At 43.7% G+C, this 18188-nt stretch carries 16 protein-coding genes; 12 read left to right on the plus strand and 4 right to left on the minus strand.

From position 1 onward, the window contains the following. Nucleotides 1-11 precede the first annotated feature (11 nt). The 6 genes from G9F50_RS03855 to lpdA all read left to right on the plus strand — a co-directional run bounded on the left by G9F50_RS03855 (nt 12) and on the right by lpdA (nt 10423). Nucleotides 12-3863 (plus strand): alpha/beta fold hydrolase, encoded by a 3852-nt coding sequence (locus tag G9F50_RS03855; protein ID WP_165417691.1) that lies wholly within the window; start codon nt 12-14, stop codon nt 3861-3863. Between the two features lie 32 nt (nt 3864-3895). Continuing rightward, nucleotides 3896-4987 carry a serine hydrolase domain-containing protein gene (locus G9F50_RS03860; RefSeq protein WP_060561735.1) on the plus strand — a complete coding sequence of 364 codons (1092 nt, stop codon included), beginning with the start codon at nt 3896-3898 and terminating at the stop codon, nt 4985-4987. A gap of 470 nt (nt 4988-5457) precedes the next feature. Next, a complete protein-coding gene (gene pdhA, locus G9F50_RS03865) occupies nt 5458-6573 on the plus strand; it encodes a pyruvate dehydrogenase (acetyl-transferring) E1 component subunit alpha (RefSeq protein WP_007611171.1) in 1116 nt (371 codons plus the stop codon). A gap of 3 nt (nt 6574-6576) precedes the next feature. Then, on the plus strand, nt 6577-7554 hold the full coding sequence (pdhB, locus tag G9F50_RS03870; RefSeq protein WP_003154528.1) for a pyruvate dehydrogenase complex E1 component subunit beta: 978 nt from the start codon (nt 6577-6579) through the stop codon (nt 7552-7554). A gap of 123 nt (nt 7555-7677) precedes the next feature. Beyond that, nucleotides 7678-9006 carry a pyruvate dehydrogenase complex dihydrolipoyllysine-residue acetyltransferase gene (gene pdhC, locus G9F50_RS03875; protein WP_012117474.1) on the plus strand — a complete coding sequence of 443 codons (1329 nt, stop codon included), beginning with the start codon at nt 7678-7680 and terminating at the stop codon, nt 9004-9006. Between the two features lie 4 nt (nt 9007-9010). Continuing rightward, complete coding sequence (lpdA, locus tag G9F50_RS03880) at nt 9011-10423, plus strand: dihydrolipoyl dehydrogenase (protein ID WP_007409663.1); 1413 nt, start codon at nt 9011-9013, stop codon at nt 10421-10423. A 47-nt stretch (nt 10424-10470) separates the two neighbouring features. Here the strand turns inward: lpdA and G9F50_RS03885 are convergent, their stop codons facing one another. Then, nucleotides 10471-10845: a hypothetical protein gene (locus tag G9F50_RS03885; RefSeq protein ID WP_014417650.1), complete on the minus strand. Its 375-nt coding sequence runs from the start codon at nt 10843-10845 to the stop codon at nt 10471-10473. A 248-nt stretch (nt 10846-11093) separates the two neighbouring features. On the opposite strand from G9F50_RS03885, the gene G9F50_RS03890 reads away from it, so the two are divergent. Together G9F50_RS03890 and G9F50_RS03895 are read left to right on the plus strand one after the other, a co-directional pair. Beyond that, nucleotides 11094-11894: a polysaccharide deacetylase family protein gene (locus G9F50_RS03890; RefSeq protein ID WP_060561734.1), complete on the plus strand. Its 801-nt coding sequence runs from the start codon at nt 11094-11096 to the stop codon at nt 11892-11894. 113 nt (nt 11895-12007) lie between these two features. Next, nucleotides 12008-12127 (plus strand): GapA-binding peptide SR1P, encoded by a 120-nt coding sequence (locus G9F50_RS03895; protein WP_003154518.1) that lies wholly within the window; start codon nt 12008-12010, stop codon nt 12125-12127. Nucleotides 12128-12174: 47 nt separating this feature from the next. Here G9F50_RS03895 and G9F50_RS03900 read toward each other — a convergent pair whose 3' ends face one another. Continuing rightward, the gene (locus G9F50_RS03900; protein ID WP_012117476.1) at nt 12175-13647 is read right to left on the minus strand and encodes an aminotransferase class I/II-fold pyridoxal phosphate-dependent enzyme; all 1473 of its coding nucleotides are present in this window, start codon (nt 13645-13647) and stop codon (nt 12175-12177) included. 179 nt (nt 13648-13826) lie between these two features. Here G9F50_RS03900 and G9F50_RS03905 point away from each other — a divergent pair, with 179 nt between their 5' ends. Continuing rightward, on the plus strand, nt 13827-14093 hold the full coding sequence (locus tag G9F50_RS03905; RefSeq protein ID WP_007409667.1) for a UPF0223 family protein: 267 nt from the start codon (nt 13827-13829) through the stop codon (nt 14091-14093). 34 nt (nt 14094-14127) lie between these two features. Here the strand turns inward: G9F50_RS03905 and G9F50_RS03910 are convergent, their stop codons facing one another. Next, a complete protein-coding gene (locus tag G9F50_RS03910) occupies nt 14128-14760 on the minus strand; it encodes a DUF1054 domain-containing protein (RefSeq protein WP_007409668.1) in 633 nt (210 codons plus the stop codon). Between the two features lie 235 nt (nt 14761-14995). Between G9F50_RS03910 and G9F50_RS03915 the strand changes: the two genes are divergently transcribed. From G9F50_RS03915 to G9F50_RS03925, 3 genes are all read left to right on the plus strand, one after another. Next, entirely contained in the window at nt 14996-15184 is a 189-nt protein-coding gene (locus G9F50_RS03915; RefSeq protein WP_003154513.1) for a hypothetical protein, read from the plus strand. A gap of 133 nt (nt 15185-15317) precedes the next feature. Next, entirely contained in the window at nt 15318-16115 is a 798-nt protein-coding gene (gene suhB / locus G9F50_RS03920; protein WP_007409670.1) for an inositol-1-monophosphatase, read from the plus strand. Continuing rightward, on the plus strand, nt 16102-16554 hold the full coding sequence (locus G9F50_RS03925) for a GNAT family N-acetyltransferase (RefSeq protein ID WP_060561733.1): 453 nt from the start codon (nt 16102-16104) through the stop codon (nt 16552-16554). The genes suhB and G9F50_RS03925 overlap by 14 nt, the downstream gene beginning before the upstream one ends. A gap of 51 nt (nt 16555-16605) precedes the next feature. Here G9F50_RS03925 and G9F50_RS03930 read toward each other — a convergent pair whose 3' ends face one another. After that, nucleotides 16606-18171 carry a M4 family metallopeptidase gene (locus G9F50_RS03930; protein ID WP_007409672.1) on the minus strand — a complete coding sequence of 522 codons (1566 nt, stop codon included), beginning with the start codon at nt 18169-18171 and terminating at the stop codon, nt 16606-16608. Nucleotides 18172-18188: the final 17 nt, after the last annotated feature.

Genomic DNA, 18188 nt, shown 5'->3' on the forward strand with positions numbered 1-18188 from the left:
TGTCGAGTTGCATGAGGTTCAGCGTATTAGTCAAACATGACGATTATATTGTTTCAGACCATGTCCTTCATCAAGTGCGTACGATACCCGGCGTAACGTATCTGGATTTAATAACACGATTTTTAGCTGAGAAAGGGATATCACCCCGAAGTTTTGAAATCAAACATGTTTTATTCCGTGAACCTGTTGCGACGTCAGTCCATTTTGATAAAAAAGTCACCTTCCAGTTTACGAAACAAGAAAACGGCTGGCTTGTTGAAACAACAAGCAGGAAATGGGTCGCTGAAAAGGCGGAAGGTGAAGCGTCAGTCAACTTGCAGGCGGAAATCATAAGAAAAAATGCGATAAAAGAAAAGACAATTTCAATCGAAGAATTAAAGAAAGGGGCCGTCCGGACTTCGGATGCTGAATCCGCCTATCGTAATTTGCGCAGGGGCGGCCTGATTCATAAAGATTTTATGAAATTGGAAGGTACAGTATATGAAGGTGAAAATTATATTCTGGGAGAGGTCAGTTTAAGCGGACTTTCAAAAGAATATACAGATGACTTTTACATGCATCCCGCATTTTTGGATGGGTCTCTCAGCTTGTTGGGAATCCTTACATCAGACTTGCCGGATGAAGGAACAAATGCGTTTATCCCAATATATATTGAGACATTCCGGGCACTGCATAAAACAACTGGGTCTTGTTTTGTGTATATTAATAAAACCAGTATAACGCAGCCGCCTTCAAAAGATATTTTATATGCGGACATAGAAGTATACAGGCCTGATGGAGAGCTTGCTTTTTATTATGAGCGATTCGGTGTGAAAAGAGTCAGAAATGAAAAATCAATACAAAGGCTGGAGCATTCCCAAAAAGCTAAAGAGGTCGGCAGCGTAGCGAACAATAAAGAAATGATTAGAAATAATTTGATCCAAGAGATAGCCGGCATGATTGAAAAACCTGCTGAAACAGTGAAGAATGATATTTCCTTTTACGAGATGGGCTTGGATTCTAAACAATTATTAGACTTATCCAAAAAATTAGAACTGATGTTAGGTTCAAAGCTGTACCCGACTTTATTATTTGATTACTCCACAATCGGTGAATTGACGGAATTTCTGCAGGAGAAATACGGAGCCGACATTACAGACTCTATCTCTGATACAGTTCAGCACCAAGACAGTCATAAAACATTAACAGATGAGCTGTCATCCATTATTGGAGAGGTTACAAACACACCGCCAAATAAAGCGGACAAACACCAATCTTTTTACGAACTGGGTCTTGACTCAAAACAGCTGCTGCATATATCGAAAATGCTCGAGGAAAGATTGGATACACAATTGTATCCGACATTGCTTTTTGATTATAACAATATTCATGATTTAGCGGCTTATTTAGAAGAAAAATATGATGTGCGTAATACGCCGGCCGCAGCTTTTAAAGAAAAAACGCAAACGAAAGAGCCGTCTGAAAAGCCGGTGCTTGAATCTTTATATTTACAAAAAGAATGGATAGAATCGCCATTAAAGTCCGGAGAAGTACCTAAGGAAAATACACTGATTTTCGATTTCGACAGTTCATTGAGTGATGAAATCCGAAAGTACATCGGCAGTGAAAATGTTATTTATGCGGAAGCCGCCGCTGAATATGAAATGGTAAATGAAAAGCATTATAAATTTAATCTGGAGCAGTCTGCTCATTACTCCAGACTGTTAGAAGATATGAAAAAGTCCGGAGCATTTCCGGCGTCAATCATTCATTACCTGTCAAAAAAAGCTTATACTGAGGCAGCGTTAGATCTGACTCACAGCTTTTATTCAATTCTTTATTTGAGTAAAGCTTTGATCCATCAAAAAGTAAAAGAAAACATCAACATTCTGTACGTACATGACAAGGGTCAATATACAAATCCGGTTTACGCCGCGATTGGAGGCTTTTTTAAAACGCTGAATGCGGAGCAGCCGAATATAAAGTGTAAAACGGTTGAGATTTCTTCAAGACAAACCATTGAAAAAGCACCTTTGCTTCTCAATGAATTAAGTGCCGGACATCATCAGGCTGTGAAATATGACGGCGATCAAAAAAGGCGGGTGACAGCATATAAAGACGCTTCGTCGCAAACAGGACAAAAGGCCGCCAAGTTTGCAAAAAACGGGGTGTATCTCATCATTGGAGGATTAAGCGGCATCGGCTGGATTATTTCAGCGTTTCTTTATGCAAATCACGGAGCCAGCGTTATCATTGCCGGGCGATCGAAAATGACAGCAGACATGGAAGAAAAATTAGACAGCATCCGATATGACGGGGCAAGCATTTCTTATATCCAGGCTGACATGTCAGATAAGCAGCAGGTCATCAAGTTAGCGGAAAAAATTCATGCTGATTATTCCGAAATCAACGGGGTCATTTACAGTGCAGGCGTGTTAAAAGACTCTCTCATTATGAATAAAACAGACGCGGAAGCTCAAGCGGTGCTGCAATCAAAGGTCAATGGTGTGATTCATTTGGATGAAGCGCTCAGAGATATGCCTTTAGACTTTTTTGTTTTGTTTTCTTCCATCTCCTCAGAAATCGGAAGTCTGGGTCAAGCCGATTACGCCTACGCCAATCGTTTTCTGGAGCATTTTGCCGAGTGGAGGGAATGTATGAGAAAGGCGGGGGGAAGATCTGGAAAAACCATCGCTGTAAATTGGCCTTTCTGGAAAGACGGAGGCATGTCAGTTGATCCCGGCATTCAAGACATTATGAAAACGGAGTACGGACTTCACCCATTAGAAAATACTGCCGGAATCAAAGCTTTTGAACACTCGCTTCTCGGCCGAGGCCACCAGCTGATCGTGTTATACGGAGAAAAAGAAAAAATACAAAACGATTTCAAGCCGTTATCCGCCCGTTCAGCACCGCCTCTGGTAAGAGATTCAGCGATTGCAGCCGATTTTGATGCTTCGTCAATCGTTACGGGAGAAGCTGAAAGTCCTTTCCGGATACTCGGCACAGCTTCCAATCATCATCTCGACGATTATTTGCATTATTGGAGCAGACTGAAGAAAGGAGCCCTTCAGCACAATCAAAGCGATGCCGCAAAAAAACTCATCGCTTTTTACCAGACAGAAGAAACGGAAACCGTTCATTTTCTGGCAAACACAGAAAATGCCCGGCATATGGAAATATTGATGAGCGGTAAGGGTGAAACAATTTTACTGATTTGCGGTTTTGCTACCACTGCTTACATGTGGAAAGAACAAATGAAGGAGTGGGCAGATCAATTTAATGTAATTGTCATACACACACCGGGTTACGGGCTGAGTGAGGGGAGCGCCGATTTTACACTGAGCGGGCTGGCTCAGACTTTTATCGAAGTGCTGAACGAGATAGGGGTTGCTTGGCCGATCCACATTGCGGCAGCTTCTTGGGGAGGCATGATAGGGCAGAGGATAGCCTATGAATACCCTGAAAAAGTAAAAACACTCATTCTTTCCGGAAGTTACACCGCATACGAAGAAGACCCTGAAAGCAGTGTCGAGGAAAAACTGAAAAATGATTTTATAGCTATAGGAAAGTCGCATGAATATGAAAGTTTATACAGTAATCAATTCTTAAATGCTTCTATTGAACGTTTTATGAAGATACATCAACAAGAAGGCTATTCTACAATCGGCTTTTTAAAAGACATTCATACAAGAACGCTTATCCTTACGGGTGAGAAGGAAAGCGTAGTTGATCAGAAAGAAACAAAAAGGCTGCAGAAACTGCTGAGCAATGCAGAATTAAAGAAAATTAAGGGAGCGGGGCATCTTCCGAACATTACACATCCGGAAGAATTTAATAAAACGGTGTCAGAATTCATCAAGAAATCAGTAAGTAAGGGATGAAAACGATACATACAGTACAGGGGGAGAAAACAATGAAACAAACAATAAGCAATCCGGCATTTAATATGAAACAAATTAACGCTCTTAACGGCCATTATCAGACGATGATAGACAATGGAGATCTGCAATGTGCGAGTTATATGATGTCAAGAGGAGGTGAGGTTTTTGCAGCTGAGTCGTTAGGGGAATTTACCGGCGGACAAAAAGAAAAGCAAACATTTCAGCTTGATACAATCAGAGAAATCGGTTCTTTGACAAAAGTGTTTACCGCTGTAGCCGTCATGCAGCTCGTCGAAAAAGGTTTGCTCGATCTGAAAATGCCGGTCAAGCTCATTTTGCCAGCGTTTGATAAACCGGGTTTCGGAGAAATTAAAATTTTGCACCTTTTGACTCATACGGCGGGATTAAGTTTTGAGCTGGATATTCAAAAGGCTGAAGGCATTGACTTAACGAATGAGGAAGAATGGATAAACTATCTCGTCAGTACGCCTTTGGAGTACGGAGTGGATGAAGCATGGAACTATTCCAGAACCGGTTTTGTTATACTTGGCATCATTATTTCAAAAGTAACAGGCGTATCCTACGAACAGTATGTAACAAAGCATATTATTGAAGCGCTCGGATTAGAAAGAACGTATTTTTATGTGCCTGATGCTTTAAAAGAAGAAGTTTGTGTGATCAATGAGCACGAGTGCGTACAGCTGGAAAAAAGTCATCACCCGTATTTTCCGAATAAAGCGACAAGCGGTCTGTACTCTTCATTGCGAGATATTTGGAAGTTAGCTGAAATGTTTAGAAATAAAGGCAGATTGAAAGATAAGAAGCTGCTTGGAAGAAAAACAGTCGAAGCGATGCTGAGAAATCAAATAAAGCCCGGTCTTCCTTTTTACTTCTTCGGAGCGCCCAGAGAGGAAGGCGGCTTTGGTTTAGGCATTAATTTGTGGCCGGCCGGTGACCATTATTTCATGACAGAAGGCACCTTCTCACATCTTGGAATGGGGTGGTGCGGCATGTTTTCTGATCCAGCCGAAGATTTTACGTATGTATTTTTCACTCCGATTTCCGAGTTTCATCCTCATGCCGTGCTGACGCCGCTGAATATCGTGTGGGCGGGTATTGAATAATTAGACAAAAGCGTCGTCCCGTCTGTTCTGCAGGCGGGACGATTGCTAACTGCCCGTTTTTATCCCGCGGCATCTTTTCAAAGCCCGCCCCTAAGTTAAATAACTTAATTTACTCTTTGTAATTTTTTTTAATTATAGTACAGTAGAGCATTTTTATAATACAGTTTAAAGTCTTTTATAGTACAGTTTGGCGCAGTATGATCTTAAGCTTTATAAGCGGTTTCAAAATAAGGTTATAAATAATTGACGGCTTTGTTTAATTACTGTAAACTATGGTTGTTGATCATATTGTACTAATAAAAAATCTTTTTTTATTAGTACAGTTTAAACGTCATTATCTTTGCTTAAGCGCTATGTGAATTTCTGAATGATTAATTTTAGAATTGCAGAGCATGATAAGACTGTTTTTAATACGGATGGCTAAACGGTATCCTAACCCTGTTAAATCAAAAGAAGAGGTGGTTTAAAAAATGGCTGCAAAGACAAAAACTTCAATTGTTGATAGCAAAAAACAATTTGATGCTATTCATAAGCAGTTTGAAACGTTCCAAATTTTAAATGCTGAAGGAGAAGTCGTAAATAAAGACGCAATGCCTGATCTTTCAGATGATCAGTTAAAAGAATTAATGAGAAGAATGGTGTATATCCGCATTTTAGACCAGCGTTCAATTTCTCTTTCCCGTCAAGGACGTTTAGGTTTCTATGCACCGACAGCGGGCCAGGAAGCTTCTCAAATTGCATCACACTTCGCGCTTGAACAGGACGACTTTATCCTTCCGGGTTATCGAGACGTTCCTCAGCTGATTTGGCACGGGCTTCCTTTACATCAGGCATTCCTTTTCTCAAGAGGCCATTTTAAAGGTAATCAGATGCCTGAGGGAGTAAATGCTTTATCACCTCAAATTATTATCGGTGCTCAAATTATTCAAACCGCAGGTGTAGCTTTAGGTCTTAAAAAGCGCGGTAAAAAAGCGGTTGCTATTACTTACACTGGTGACGGCGGAGCTTCTCAAGGTGACTTCTATGAAGGAATGAACTTTGCCGGAGCTTTTAAAGCGCCAGCGATCTTCGTTGTTCAGAATAACCGCTATGCGATTTCAACTCCTGTAGAAAAGCAATCATCCGCACAGACAATTGCCCAAAAAGCAGTTGCCGTCGGTATTACAGGTGTTCAAGTAGACGGAATGGACGCACTAGCCGTTTACGCTGCAACTGCAGAAGCACGCCAGCGCGCAATTAACGGTGAAGGTCCGACTCTGATTGAAACTCTTACATTCCGTTACGGACCTCATACAATGTCCGGTGACGATCCGACTAAATACCGTACGAAAGAAATAGAAAATGAATGGGAGCAAAAAGACCCGCTCGTACGTTTCCGCAAGTTCTTGGAAAACAAAGGACTATGGTCTGAAGAAGAAGAGAACAAAGTGATTGAACAGGCCAAAGAAGAAATCAAACAAGCTATCAAAAAGGCTGACGGCGAATCAAAACCGAAAGTAACAGAGCTGATTGAGAATATGTTTGAAGAGCCGACGTTCAACTTGAAAGAACAACTTGAAATTTACAAAGCGAAGGAGTCGAAGTAAGCCATGGCGCAAATGACAATGATTCAAGCGATCACTGATGCGTTACGCACAGAACTGAAAAACAATGAAAACGTTCTGCTTTTCGGGGAAGATGTAGGCGTTGCCGGAGGCGTATTCCGTGCAACTGAAGGCCTTCAAAAAGAATTCGGTGAGGACCGCGTATTTGACACGCCGCTTGCTGAATCCGGTATCGGCGGTCTCGCTCTCGGTTTAGGCCTGCAAGATTACCGTCCTGTTATGGAAATCCAATTCTTCGGATTCGTATATGAAGTAATGGATTCAATCTCAGGACAAATGGCTCGTCTCCGCTACCGTTCCGGCGGACGCTGGACTTCTCCGGTGACAATCCGTTCTCCATTCGGCGGAGGGGTTCATACACCTGAACTTCACGCTGACAGTTTGGAAGGCCTTATCGCTCAGCAGCCGGGTATTAAAGTTGTTATCCCTTCCACTCCTTACGATGCAAAAGGACTGCTGATTGCCTCTATCAGAGACAATGATCCGGTTGTTTTCTTAGAGCATATGAAACTTTACCGTTCTTTCCGTCAGGAAGTTCCTGAGGAGGAATACACAATCGAGCTTGGCAAAGCTGATGTGAAACGCGAAGGTACTGACCTTTCTATCATCACATACGGCGCGATGGTTCATGAGTCGCTTAAGGCTGCTGAAGAGCTTGAAAAAGAAGGCGTTTCTGCTGAAGTTATCGACCTTCGCACTGTAAGCCCGCTTGATATTGATACGATTATTGCTTCTGTTGAAAAAACAGGCCGCGCAATTGTCGTGCAGGAAGCTCAAAAACAAGCCGGCATCGCTGCCAACGTTGTAGCTGAAATCAATGACCGCGCGATTCTGAGCCTGGAAGCTCCGGTTCTGCGTGTTGCGGCGCCTGATACAGTATTTCCTTTCTCGCTTGCTGAGAGCGTATGGCTTCCAAACCATAAAGACGTTCTTGAAACTGCGAAAAAAGTTCTTGAATTTTAATCAGGCATCATAAAAGACGGTAAAGAGAGTCCTTTTCTCTTATATGAAGGAATCTGTTTACTAGGTTCAATGCTTGCGAATGCATAACTAAAATTTGCTTAATCAACTAGGAGGTCGAAAACTGTGGCATTTGAATTTAAACTTCCGGATATCGGGGAAGGTATCCACGAAGGCGAAATCGTAAAATGGTTTGTTAAGCCGAACGACGAGGTAGAAGAAGACGATGTTCTGGCTGAAGTGCAAAATGATAAAGCAGTGGTAGAAATTCCTTCACCTGTTAAAGGAAAAGTATTAGAATTAAAAGTTGAAGAGGGAACAGTTGCAACTGTTGGACAAACGATTATTACGTTTGACGCACCTGGTTACGAAGATCTTCAATTTAAAGGAAGCCATGATTCAGGAGATGCGAAAACTGAAGCTCAAGTTCAGTCGTCTGCTGAAGCAGGGCAGGATATCTCTAAAGAAGAGACTCCTAAAGAGCCTGCAAAAGAAACCGGCGCAGGACAGCAGGACCAAGTGGAAGCTGATCCGAACAAACGCGTGATTGCGATGCCTTCCGTACGCAAATATGCCCGTGAAAAAGGCGTGGATATCCGTAAAGTAACAGGTTCAGGCAATAACGGACGTGTTGTAAAAGAAGATATCGACAGCTTTGCAAATGGAGGAGCGGCTCAAGAAGCGGCACCGCAAGAAACAGCTGCACCTCAGGAAACAGCTAAACCTGCAGCGGCTCAGGCTCCTGAAGGCGAATTCCCTGAAACACGCGAAAAAATGAGCGGTATCCGTAAAGCGATCGCGAAAGCAATGGTGAACTCTAAGCATACTGCACCGCACGTAACTCTTATGGATGAAGTTGACGTAACAAATCTTGTTGCTCACCGCAAACAGTTCAAACAAGTTGCTGCTGATCAAGGCATCAAGCTGACTTATCTGCCTTACGTCGTCAAAGCATTAACATCCGCTTTGAAAAAATTCCCTGTTTTAAACACATCTATTGATGATAAAACAGATGAAGTGATCCAAAAACATTACTTCAACATCGGAATTGCAGCGGATACCGAAAAAGGCCTGCTTGTGCCGGTAGTGAAAAATGCCGACCGTAAAGCCGTTTTCGAAATCTCTGATGAAATCAACAGCCTTGCTACAAAAGCGCGTGAAGGCAAGCTTGCACCTGCGGAAATGAAAGGCGCTTCTTGCACGATCACAAATATCGGTTCTGCCGGAGGCCAATGGTTCACACCGGTTATCAACCACCCAGAGGTTGCGATTCTCGGTATCGGCCGTATTGCTGAAAAAGCGATCGTCCGTGACGGTGAAATTGTAGCTGCTCCTGTCTTAGCTCTTTCTCTCAGCTTTGACCACCGTATGATTGACGGAGCAACTGCACAAAATGCGTTAAACCACATCAAGCGTTTACTGAACGATCCACAACTTATTTTAATGGAGGCGTAATGTTATGGTAGTAGGAGATTTCCCTATTGAAACAGATACTCTTGTGATTGGTGCGGGACCTGGCGGCTATGTAGCTGCCATCCGCGCTGCTCAGCTTGGACAAAAAGTAACAGTCGTTGAAAAAGCAACTCTTGGAGGCGTTTGTCTGAACGTCGGCTGTATTCCTTCAAAAGCGCTCATCAATGCAGGCCATCGTTACGAGAATGCAAAACATTCAGATGACATGGGAATCACTGCTGAGAACGTAACGGTTGACTTTACAAAAGTCCAAGAATGGAAAGCTTCTGTTGTAAATAAGCTTACCGGCGGTGTTGCAGGTCTTTTAAAAGGAAATAAAGTGGACGTTATAAAAGGGGAAGCTTATTTCGTAGACAGCAACTCTGTCCGCGTAATGGATGAGAACTCTGCGCAAACATACACATTTAAAAACGCAATCATTGCTACCGGTTCTCGCCCTATCGAATTGCCAAACTTCAAATATAGCGAACGCGTTCTGAACTCTACAGGCGCACTTGCGCTTAAAGAAATTCCGAAAAAGCTCGTTGTTATCGGCGGCGGATATATCGGTACTGAGCTTGGAACAGCGTATGCGAACTTCGGAACTGAATTGGTTATTTTAGAAGGCGGAGATGAAATTCTTCCTGGCTTCGAAAAACAAATGAGTTCTCTCGTTACCCGCAGACTGAAGAAAAAAGGCAACGTTGAAATCCATACAAGCGCTATGGCTAAAGGCGTTGAAGAAAGACCTGACGGCGTAACAGTTACATTCGAAGTAAAAGGCGAAGAAAAAACGGTTGATGCTGATTACGTATTAATCACTGTCGGACGCCGTCCGAACACTGACGAGCTCGGCCTTGAGCAAGTCGGTATCGAAATGACTGACCGCGGTGTCATTAAAACAGACAAGCAGTGCCGCACAAACGTACCGAACATTTACGCAATCGGTGACATCATTGACGGACCTCCATTGGCTCACAAAGCGTCTTACGAAGGTAAAATCGCTGCGGAAGCTATTTCAGGAGAGCCGGCTGAAATCGATTACCTCGGTATTCCGGCGGTTGTATTCTCTGAGCCTGAACTGGCTTCTGTCGGTTACACTGAAGCACAGGCGAAAGAAGAAGGCATTGAAGTCGTTGCAGCTAAGTTCCCGTTTGCAGCAAACGGACGTGCGCTGTCTCTTAACGAAACTGACGGCTTCATGAAGCTGATCACTCGTAAAGAAGACGGTCTTGTAATCGGTGCGCAAATTGCCGGCGCAAGCGCTTCTGACATGATTTCTGAATTGAGCCTGGCGATCGAAGGCGGAATGACTGCTGAAGATATCGCAATGACAATTCACGCTCACCCGACATTGGGCGAAATCACTATGGAAGCTGCCGAAGTAGCAATCGGAAGCCCGATCCATATCGTAAAATAATAATGTAGCAAAGAAACAGCCCCCGTTTGTAAAAGCGGGGGCTGTTTTTATTGTGCAAGCACATGCTGCATAGGTTTGATGATATCCTCTTTTTTCTTTACGGATCCCTCAATCTTCATGACCACATGCCGATGATTGATCACCATCAGCGCAGGGAACGTGTTGATTTCCTCTTCCCATCCCTTTCTGTTGTCATAAACCTTCATTTGATCGACATGATGGGGATATTTCTTTTCTAAATCAAGGATCGCATCGTAATAAGGCACTTCTTTATCTATATGATTTTCATCGGAAAAAAACAAGATTTGAGTGTGATGAATGCTGTCGATCCGGTTTTTTTTGAATGGACTGACAGTAGAAACCGAACAGCTTGACAGAACGAACAGCATCAAAAAAAAGGGAATCACCGTACGGTAGCGCATCTATCTTACTCCTCTGTTTTATATAATATATTGGTTCATCCATTTATAAGGACTATATCAAGTGTATCACGAGAGGTGAAAAACCTAAGGCTTGTTACTGAATTGTTATATAATTGAAACCGTTTTTAATGAAGAAATAATACGTGTGACAACTTGCGCAGCCGATGTGTAAAAAAGGCACATTGTTTTTCGTGAGAGCGCTGTTTTTTCGTTATACTGGGAGAAAAACCATATCAGGAGGGATTGTCATGTATAAAGCCGCTGCAGCTGTCATATGTATGTGCTTACTCGCCGGCTGCCAATCAAATGAAAAGATGCAAACAAACAAACCCCATTCTCAAGCCGCGGCCAATCATGCCAAACGGGAAAACCACTATACAAAAGAGGAAAAACAGAAAAAACAGAAGGCGGAGCCCCGTTACTATATCAATCCGAAAAGCTTTTCTGTGGAAAAAATGGATGAACAGAAAGAGAAAAAACCGATCGCATTGGTAACGATCGATGACGCGCCTGATCAGCATGCCGCTGAGATTGCGGACAAACTGCACGATCTCAATGCGTCAGCGATCTTTTTTGTAAACGGACATTTTTTGAAAAAAGATGAAAATAAGAAAGCGCTTAAGCATATTCATGAGTTAGGTTTTATGATCGGTAATCATACAATGACTCATCAAAACTTAAAAGATCTTTCCGAACAAAAACAACGGGAAGAAATCATTGGCGTCAATAAAGCGGTTGAAAAGGTAATAGGAGAGAAACCCGCATTTTTCAGGGCGCCTTTCGGAAGCAATACGGACTACAGTGACAGACTTATAAAAAAAGAAGGTATGGTGAAAATGAACTGGACCTTCGGGTATGATTGGGATCAGAAATATCAATCTAAAAAAGCGCTTACCGATATCACACTGAACAGTCCTTATCTGCGGGACGGGGCCAACATATTGATGCATGACCGGAAATGGACGGCGGAAGCCATGCCGGACATTGTAAAAGGATTGCGTCATAAAGGATATACCGTGATTGACCCTCGAGCTATAAAAAGACCGTAAAAAATAAATGTGTTATACAATTTATCAGTTGACATATTAAATGTGACATAATAATATAATAACAACAAGTAAAAATTAAGCGTTTTCAAATTCTGAGAAATGGGGAATGACAGATGGGTACAATTGTTTGCCAAGACTGTAACGAAGCGATTCATTACTTTGAGGATGAGAAGGTCACGACGTTATACGGAACATGCTGCGGACAATGCCAGTGTCATCTTGAAGAAGAGTAAAAAGCGTAAAAAGGCCCGAAACGATTTCGTTTCGGGCTTCTTTATGTTTATTGGATGGCTTTTTGCTCTTTGATGACTCTGATCATTTCAAGCGTTGCATCTTCGGGACCCTGCACAGGAAGGCCGGCGTCCAAGTTTTTAAAAATGTAGCTGATATTTTCTTCAGTAATGATCTCACCCGGAATAAAGATCGGAATTCCCGGCGGGTACACCATGACAAACTCTGCGATGATCCGTCCTGCGGATTCTTTTAACGGAATGACTTCCGTATTTGCGTAAAACGCGTCTCTTGGCGTCATCGCTAACAGAGGAATCTCAGGAAGCAGAACTTCGGTTTGCTGATGAGCATAGTCATTGTCGGAAGCCTGCTTTGAAATGTCTGTAAGCGCGCTTACAAGACGGTCGGCATCTCCCGCTCTGTCGCCGGGGGTGAAAATACATAAAATATTATACAAATCGGACAGCTCGACTTCGATATTATATGATTCGCGGAGCCATTTTTCAACGTCATGACCCGTCAGGCCGAGGTTTTTGACCGAAATGATTAATTTAGTCGGATCATAACTGAATGCAGCTTTAGACCCTGTGATTTCTTCGCCGACACAGCGGATGCCTTCAATTTGATTGAGGCGTTCCCGTGTCTGATCCGCCAGCAGAATCGTATCTTCAAGAAGATCGCGGCCTTCTGTAGCGAGGCGTTTTCTTGCGACATCAAGTGAAGCGAGAAGCAGATAGGATGTTGACGTTGTCGTCAGCATGCTTAAAATCGACTGTACTCTTTCTTTGGAAACAAGGCCTTCTCTCACATTTAATATGGAGCTCTGCGTCAGGGAGCCTCCCAATTTGTGCACGCTAGTAGCTGCCATATCAGCGCCCGCCTGCATGGCGGACAGAGGAAGCTTATCATGAAAATGAATATGCACGCCGTGCGCTTCATCGACAAGCACAGGCACATCGAAAGAATGCGCGAGCTTTACAATGCTGCTCAAGTCAGCTGCCACACCGAAGTACGTCGGATTTATGACAAGCAGGCCTTTTGCGTCAGGGTGCTCCGTCAAAGCCCGCTCGGCGGACTCGAGCGTAATGCCGTGAGAAATTCCGAGCTCATCGTCAATTTCCGGGTGTATAAAAATCGGCACCGCTCCGGAAAATACAATGGCCGACATAATGGATTTATGAACGTTTCTCGGGATGATGATTTTATCTCCGGGTCCGCATACGGCCATGACCATCGTCATAATGGCGCCGCTCGTCCCTTGTACGGAAAAGAAGGTATGGTCTGCGCCGAATGCTCGAGCGGCCAGATCCTGGGCTTCTTTAATGATGCCCTTTGGCGCATGTAAATCATCCAGAGGTTCGATATTAATTAAATCTATGCTTAACGCGTTTTCTCCGATAAATTGTCTGAATTCCGGATCCATTCCCGCGCCTTTTTTATGGCCCGGAATGTGGAATTGGACAGGCTGTCTGTCCGCGTGCTTTTTCAGTCCGCTGTACAGGGGTGTTTCATGTTGCGGCAATTGTTTTCCCACCTTTATCATAATACCTACGGATTAGTTTGTATTACATTCAGTTTTATTACCCGTTTTTTAAACGTAAAACAAATGAATTATATTATGAACTTGAAAGAAAGTAAAGAACAATTTATGATCTATGGAAGATGCTTATTTTGAGCATGATTATAAAGGAGTGAAGACATTTGGAATATCAATATCCGATGAATGAGGACTGGACGACAGAGGAGGCCGTGGATGTTATTGCTTTTTTTCAGCAGGTGGAAAACGCCTATGAAAAAGGAGCTGACCGAGACAGACTTCTGAATGCGTACCGCCGCTTTAAAGAAATCGTTCCCGGGAAAGCGGAAGAAAAGAAAATCTGCAGCCAATTTGAAGCTGACAGCACCTATTCCCCGTATCGGACTGTGAAACAGGCGAAACAATCAGATCAAGCGATTATCAAAATGTAGACAAAGCGAGCCGGCAATCGGCCCGCTTTTTATGTTATGAGACTTTCTGAGTCAGTGTGTATAAAAAGGAAAGCTTCCTAAAAGCATCTTCAATGGTTTGCAGGAATTCATTGTTGTTCATGTTGATCACGTCTTCTTTTTGCAGCTGAATGCCGCACAAAAGCTCTGCTTTTTTCACTGTCTGCAGGCGTTCAAATAATGTTTTCAGCTGCTCCTGATCCATGTCGGACTGCTTGTACGCCCCTGGCTTCGTATGATCCGGCGACCATACAAAATGACCGGGAATCTGTTTTGTGATGTCCTCCTGCTTCGCTTCCAGCAATCTGCCGTATTCCTCTTTTATCGGAGATTCATAAATGATGGCAAACCATACAAACATATGGGTGTCCCATAAACCGATCTGAAAGTGAGGGAGTTTCTTATACCCGCGTTTGCTGTTGGCAAAGGCAACCCAGCTGTCAGCCGGCGGGTTGACAGATCTTCTCGCGTGCTTGGCGACATGCGGGAACATTTCATCTCCTGTCAATGCTGACAATGTCGGTGCGAAATGCTCTCCTAACAAGGTCAGCTTCGGACGGACTTGTTCTTTTAACACCTCCATGCGCGGATCTAAACCTTCTATTGTAAATGTATCGAAGTCTTCTTTTGTAAAACGCATCTGAGTCATCTTTTTCCTCCTTATCGTAAGTATTCATATTTTACCACAGCCGCCGCCGGCCGCAAAAACATTGAGAACGTTTGAGCCGAGAGGATTGGTGGTAAAAAACGAATAGGTAAACACACAATTTTAAGAATGTTGTTACAGCCGAATATAAGTTTCCATACGATATAAGAAGTATCATTAATAAATTGGAAAATGGGATGCTTTTTTAACAAATGATCTCTGGAAGGGGCGAAAGACAATGAGGCAAGTGGTGAAGGAAGGATTCAGGGAGGAAAAAAATAACCGTGTAGCTGTCTGGAGACTAGAGGTTGATTATGAATTGGCAACCCTGTATGAGGCCATGCAAAAAGAGAATGAAGATCAAATCGATCTCAGCAAAAGAAAACTGGAACGTCTCAGAAAAGAATGGATTCGGCTTAACGGATAAAGAATAGTAAAAACGAACCGCAGGAATTGGTTCGTTTTTACGTGAGAAGGCATTTTTTTCATTTTCCTTGCTTTTTCATCGCCTTTATCAGTATGCTATAGAATAAGCTATACATAGAAAAGAGGTACACGGTATGACAAATTGGACGGAAATTGATGATATCGCAAAACAATGGGTAAAAGAAGCCGGAACGAGAATCAGACAATCCATGCAGGAAAGCTTGACGATTGAAACAAAATCAAATCCGAATGATTTAGTCACAAATATTGATAAAGAGACGGAGCGCTTTTTCATTGACCGTATACAAGGAACTTTTCCCGGACACCGGATTCTCGGAGAAGAAGGGCAGGGGGATAAACTCCGCTCCCTTGACGGAATCGTCTGGATCATTGATCCGATTGACGGAACGATGAATTTTGTCCATCAAAAGCGGCATTTCGCGATCTCCATCGGCATCTTTGAAGACGGAAAAGGCAAAATCGGCTTAATTTATGATGTGATGCAGGACGAACTGTATCACGCATTCAGCGGAAAAGGGGCTTATCTGAACGACACGCCGCTTGCTCCTTTAAAAGAAGCTTCCATTGAAGAAGCCATTATTGCAATCAATGCCACATGGGTGACGGAAAACAGAAGGATTGACCCGAGTATTTTGGCGCCGCTCGTAAAACGGGTCAGAGGAACGCGTTCCTACGGTTCGGCGGCACTTGAGCTGGCCAGTGTTGCGGCCGGCCGCATTGACGCATACATTACGATGAGGCTCGCGCCGTGGGATTACGCTGCCGGCTGCGTGCTGCTGAACGAAGTCGGGGGCATTTACACGACCACAGACGGCGAACCGTTTACGTTTTTAGACAACCACAGCGTGCTTGCGGGCAATCCGGCAATACATAAAATTATCTTTGACGACTATTTACATGCTGACAGGTAGAGATTTTGAAGAAGAAGATCTCGGGTTTCTGGAGCAGCTGGCGACATCACACCCGGTGTGGAAAAACGAAGAGTTCGGAACAAAAAATGCGGCGGAGTTTATGCTTGCATACTCCATGTACAATGGAACATGGCTCGTATGGGAGATTGACGGCGCTCCTGCCGCCGTCAGTTTTCATTTGGAATGGGCGCCTTCAAACGGAAAACCGTGGCTCGGAACCGTGGCCGTCGCTCCGGAAGCAAAAGAGAAAGGAATCGGACGCGCGGTCATTGAAGAGATTGCGGGCCGGCTGAGAGGGGAGCATAAAGCGATGTTTTCAGCCGTTCCCCTGGACAGGCAGGAATGGGTTTTGTTTTTAAGCCAATGCGGCTTTGAACAGCTTAAGCTTGAAAAAGACGATCGTGAAAAGACATATATGATCATGGTGAAGCCATTGTGAAATGTTTCAGATATAAAAAAGAGACCGGATTTCTCCGGTCTCTTTTCTTGTTTACAAGCCGACCGCATTCCAGGCCGCTTCTACGCTTGCAGCGTCTTGAGAGCCGTAAAGGTCCCGCGCTGATTGAATCAAAGCTGCTTTTGCATCTTTAAAGTTTGATGACGGAGTGAGATATACCGTCAGTGCGCGGTAGTAAATCTGCTCTGCTTTTTTCACGCCGATTTTTGTAATCGTGTTGTAAGCGGCTTTGTTCGGAATTCCGCTGTTTGTATGCACGCCGCCGTAGTCGCCGGCATCAGTGTTCGGAAGGTTTTGATAATTTTTGTAATGGTCGGGCTGTCCGTATTTTGTCGGAGTGGATAAACTGCGGAGAGCCGGCTGGCTGACCGTAATATCTTCACCGATATCCCAGTCCTCAGTATCATTGAAGTATCCGAATACATCAGAGAAGGATTCGTTTAAAGCGCCCGGCTGATTTTCATAGTTCAGGTTGGCTGTTTCCTGTGTAACACCGTGTGTCATTTCATGGGCCGTTACGTCCATTGAACCGGAAAGAGGCGAGAAGAATGAGCCGTCACCGTCACCGTAAATCATTTGGTCGCCGATCCAGGCCGCGTTATTGTATTTGCTGCCGTAATGAACGGAAGATACGATTTTGCCGCCTTTATTGTCGTAACTGTTGCGTTTAAACGTCTGATAGAAATAATCGTACACTTTGCCGAGATTGTAATGCGCATCAACGGCAGCGCGCTGAGAAGAAGTTGTGAACTGGTTGGTAGTGCTTGATACGAGCGTGCCCGGCAGGTTATATTGTCGGTTTTGCAGATCGTACGTAATAATTTGCGTTCCGGTAGGTTTAGAAAGATCACGCATTACATATTTGCCGCTTTCAGAAGAAATATTTAATGAGACCGTTTTTCCTTTAAGAGTCGTACCTGTTCCGGTTGCAGCGGCATGCTCCACTTTATTTTGCTTTTTCAGGACTTTCCCTGTCTCCGCATCAACGGTTACTTCCCAGTTAGCTGGTTCCGGTTCGATGTAGCGGATGGTTACATCATAGGCGAGGCGGTATTTACCGTCTTTTGTGGCCGCTGCTTTCAGCTCGGCTTTGTTTTTGTTTGCAACGTTGCCGTTAGAGACGGCTTCAGGTGATTTGCCGATTGCTTTAAAAGCATGATCCAGCGCCTGATTTGCAGATAATTTTTTGCTGTTTGCCGTTTTGGCAGAAGCATCGTTGTTTAATTCACCGTTAATCGCATAGACATTGTTGGATTTATCGACGTGAATAATGACTTGCGAGTCTTTCACAGGCACACCGTTAACGACAGGCACATAACGGAAGTGCTTGTAGCCGAGATCATCGGTCGTGTGGTCAATCAGCTTCAGTCTCTCAGAAGGGTTGCCTTTGAAGACTTTGCCGTTTTGTTTCAAGTATTGCTTGATTGCTTTGTCACTGACTGAAGGCAACTCAGACTGCACCAGAGAATGCTTCGGCACAAAGTTCGTCAGGTTTTCTTTAAGCTGAGGATTCTCAGCGGCCTGAACACCCGGAAGACTGATAGTTAAACTCATAAAAGAAGCGGCGACAGCAACAGACAATTTCTTACCTAAACCCACAATAAATCCCCCTTTTT

Source organism: Bacillus sp. EKM206B (assembly GCF_011066015.1).
Lineage (GTDB): Bacteria > Bacillota > Bacilli > Bacillales > Bacillaceae > Bacillus > Bacillus velezensis.